We start from the raw sequence: 3,657 nt of genomic DNA on the forward strand, positions 1-3,657 counted from the left end.
CGGCGACGGCGAGCCGCTGCGGGCCGTCCTCGGCGGCCGGGTCGCCGTGCAGGGTGGAGATGTCGGCGCCCGCGCAGAACGTGCCGCCCGAACCGGTCAGCACCAGAGCCCGCACCTCGGGCTCGGCGGCCAGCCGGCCCAGCAGGTCGGGCAGCGCGCGCCACATCGCGGCGGTCATCGCGTTGCGCTTCGCGGGGTGGTGCAGCGTGACGGTCGCGACGCCGTCGGCCGTCTCGCACCCGAGGCCGGGCCGCAGGGGATCCATGAGCGGGGATGTTAGCCGGGTCCCGGATGGGTCAATCCGACCGGGCGGGTACCCGCCCGGAGAGGCAGGCTGGATCGAAGACCCCTGGAGGTGTCGCATGGTCGGCAGGAAGAGCAGTACCGGACCCAAGTCGGAGGCCGGGCTCACCCGCAGCCTGGGCTGGCTCAGCGTGCTCGGCGCGGTGCTCGTCATCGGCGGGCTGATCGGCCTGGTGTACGTCTGGCTGGCCACCATCACCACCGTGCTGCTCTTCGGCTGGCTGCTGCTGATCGGCGGTGTGGTGGCGCTGCTGCACGCGGTGCAGTCGCACAAGTCGAACTTCTTCTGGCTCGGCCTGATCGTGGCCGCCCTCTACATCGCAGCCGGCGCGGTCGTGGTGCTCAACCCGGCCACCAGTGCCGCCGGACTGACACTGTTCGCGGCGCTGCTGTTCCTTACCGGGGGAGTGTTCCGCCTGGTGGGCGGCCTGGTCGCGCGCGGTCCGCAGATGATCTGGACGGTCGCGCAGGGCGCGCTGGGTGTGCTGCTGGGTGTGCTGGTGCTGATCGACTGGCCGCAGAGCACGCTCTACACCCTGGGCGCGTTCTTCTCCCTGGCGCTGCTCTTCGACGGCATCGGGCTGCTCGCCACCGGCATCACCGGGCGGCACGTCGCCGGGCTGGTGGCGCAGGGGCGGGACGATGCAGACCGCCAACGTGAGGAGCGCGAGGGGCGGGATGAGCGTGGCGAGGGCGACGACCCGGCCACCCGGCCGGGGCACCAGCCGGACACGGACGGGCCGGGCCGGCGCAAGGGTGAGGGGACCGGTCACGTGGAGGCGCAGTAGGCGGTCGATCCGGCAGAAGTGCACAGAAGCGTTCTGGATACGTCAATTACCGGTCGATTGCGGTCGAACGCCCTGCACGTACCGGTATGTACCAACACTCGTAGTGGTGGACGCGTGCGAAGAGACGCCGCGCAGCCACGGACAGAGGGTGGGTGCCGGTGATCATGGACAGCCGCGGGAGCGCCCTGCCCCAGCCGTCCGCCGCGGAACCGGCGGAGCCCCCGGGCTACGCGGGGGCCTGGCGCTTCGCCGCTCCCGCCGTGGACTCCTCGGTGCCCCAGGTCCGCCACGCCGTCCGCGACCTCATCCGCCGGCAGCGTGCCCCGGTGACCGAGGAGCTGATGCAGGCCCTGATGCTGGTCCTCTCGGAGCTGGTCACCAACGCCGTGCTGCACGCCGCCCTGCTGTCACCCGAGGTGGGGGTGGAGGTCTCGCTGGGCGGCGGCTGGGCGCGGGTGGCCGTCGAGGACGGCCACCCCTACCGGCCGAAGGCGCTGGCGGCCGACCCCGAGCACGAGCTGACCGGCGGGCGGGGGCTGCTGCTGGTGAAGGCCTTCGTGACCGAGCACGGCGGCACCTGCGACGTCGAGCAGACCGCGGCCGGCGGCAAGGTCATCTGGGCCGCGCTGCCACTGCCCCACCACGGAGCCGACCGGTCGTGAAACGTTCCGTCACCGGCCCTGGACGTGAAACGTTCCGTCACCGGGGCGCCGTGCCCCCCTCACCAGCCTGCCGTGCCCCCCTCACCAGCCTGCCGCGCTGCCCGTCACCTCGCGCACACCCGGCCGGGCGGCGTCCAGCACGGTCATGAACCACGAGGAGAACACACCCTCGGCGTGCCGCCGCTCCAGCTCCCGCGGTGTGACGAAGGCGGTCTCGGCGACCTCGGCCGGGTCCGGCCGCGGCGCGGCCGTCACCACGCCGGCGAAGAGGTGGTTGAACTCCTGCTCCACCAGGCCCGAGTCCGGGTCGGGATGGTTGTAGCGGACCGTCCCGGCCTCCCGCATCAGCACCGGGGACACCCCCAACTCCTCGCCGACCCGCCGGGCGGCGGCGGCGAACGGCGGTTCCCCCGGGTAGGGATGGCCGCAGCAGGTGTTGGACCACACACCGGGGGAGTGGTACTTGCCGAGGGCGCGCCGCTGGAGCAGCAGCCTTCCCCGCTCGTCGAAGAGGAAGACCGAGAAGGCGCGGTGCAGCTGTCCTGGCGCCTGGTGGGCGGACAGCTTCTCCGCGGTGCCGATCGTCGTTCCGTGCTCGTCGACCAGTTCGAGCATGATCGGACCCGCAGGGTTGTTCGCCATGTTCCTCCTCTGTTCCGACTGAATGCCCCAGTGTGCCGTACGGGAATCAGTGGCAGAGCCTGGCCTCGTGCTGCGCGTGCCCGTGCGGTTCCAGCTGGAAGGTGCAGTGCTCGACGTCGAAGTGCGTGCCCAGGCAGTCCTGGAGTTCGTGCAGTATCCGTTCGTGGCCGACGGTGTCCAGCGCCTCCCGGCTCACCACGACGTGCACCGACAGCACCGGCATGCCCGAGGTGATCGTCCACACGTGCAGGTCGTGCAGGTCCTCCACTCCCGGCACCGCCAGGATGTGCTGCCTGACCTCGGTGATGTCGACGTCCCTGGGCGCGGACTCCAGCAGGACGTCCAGTGCCTCCTTGGCGAGCTTCACTGTACGCGGCACGATCATCAACGCGATCAGCAGCGAAGCGAGCGGGTCGGCCTGCCGCCAGCCGGTCAGCATGATCACCAGGGCGGCGATCACCACCGCCACCGAGCCGAGGGCGTCCGCCAGCACCTCCAGGAACGCGCCCCGCACGTTCAGGCTCTCCTTCTGGCCCCGCATCAGCAGGGACAGCGAGACGCTGTTGAGGACCAGGCCGATGAGCCCGAAGACGATCGTCAGCCCGCCGGGCACCTCGGTCGGCTCACGCAGCCGCTCGACGGCCTCGAACAGGATGTAGCCCCCCACGCCCAGCAGCAGCAGGCAGTTGAGCAGTGCAGCGAGGATCTCCACCCGGGCGAAGCCGAAGGTGCGGCGCGCACTGGAGGGGCGGTTCGCGAAGTGGATCGCGGTGAGCGCCATGCCGATGCCGATGACGTCCGTGGCCACGTGCCCCGCGTCGGCGAGCAGCGCCAGCGAGCCGGTCAGCCAGGCACCGACCACCTCGGTGGCCAGCAGCGCGCACGCGATGGCCAGCGTGATGCGCAGCCGCCCCCGGTAGGCCGCCGCCGCGGTCCCGGTGGTTCCTGGCGGCGGACCGCCGTGATCGTGCCCCGCACCCATGAGGACGCCCTTCCCGCTGCTCGTGTCCTGCTGCTCGTGACGGCCGCCGCGGCCGTCCCAACCGCCTCAGTGAACTACGGGAGGGGGGTATCTGCAACGCGGCACTGAACACCGTTGTCGTATCCCCTGAGCTGGGCGTTCCCTGTGCAGGTCAGCAAGCTGCACCGGTCGCCGGGCGCCGGGCTCCGGCGTGTCGCACCCCTATTCGCGACACCCGGACGAAGGCCCCGGCGCAGCACCCGCCCGTCCCGCCGCCCGCCCGTCCCGCCGCCCGTGCCGC

At 71.8% G+C, this 3,657-nt stretch carries 5 protein-coding genes; 2 read left to right on the forward strand and 3 right to left on the reverse strand.

The window, feature by feature from the left end; all coding sequences use genetic code 11:
• On the reverse strand, positions 1 to 265 hold a 265-nt coding region (locus tag ACYVE9_RS19040; protein WP_461029091.1), incomplete at its 3' end, for an enoyl-CoA hydratase/isomerase family protein.
• A gap of 97 nt (positions 266 to 362) precedes the next feature.
• Here ACYVE9_RS19040 and ACYVE9_RS19045 point away from each other — a divergent pair.
• Together ACYVE9_RS19045 and ACYVE9_RS19050 are read left to right on the forward strand one after the other, a co-directional pair.
• On the forward strand, positions 363 to 1,091 hold the full coding sequence (locus ACYVE9_RS19045; protein WP_461029092.1) for an HdeD family acid-resistance protein: 729 nt from the start codon (positions 363 to 365) through the stop codon (positions 1,089 to 1,091).
• A 164-nt stretch (positions 1,092 to 1,255) separates the two neighbouring features.
• Complete coding sequence (locus ACYVE9_RS19050; RefSeq protein ID WP_461029093.1) at positions 1,256 to 1,753, forward strand: ATP-binding protein; 498 nt, start codon at positions 1,256 to 1,258, stop codon at positions 1,751 to 1,753.
• An 81-nt stretch (positions 1,754 to 1,834) separates the two neighbouring features.
• Here the strand turns inward: ACYVE9_RS19050 and idi are convergent, their stop codons facing one another.
• Both idi and ACYVE9_RS19060 read right to left on the reverse strand, forming a co-directional pair.
• Positions 1,835 to 2,395 (reverse strand): isopentenyl-diphosphate Delta-isomerase, encoded by a 561-nt coding sequence (gene idi, locus ACYVE9_RS19055; protein ID WP_461029094.1) that lies wholly within the window; start codon positions 2,393 to 2,395, stop codon positions 1,835 to 1,837.
• A gap of 46 nt (positions 2,396 to 2,441) precedes the next feature.
• A complete protein-coding gene (locus ACYVE9_RS19060; RefSeq protein ID WP_461029095.1) occupies positions 2,442 to 3,377 on the reverse strand; it encodes a cation diffusion facilitator family transporter in 936 nt (311 codons plus the stop codon).
• Between the last annotated feature and the right edge of the window lie 280 nt (positions 3,378 to 3,657).

Source organism: Streptomyces sparsus (assembly GCF_054776295.1).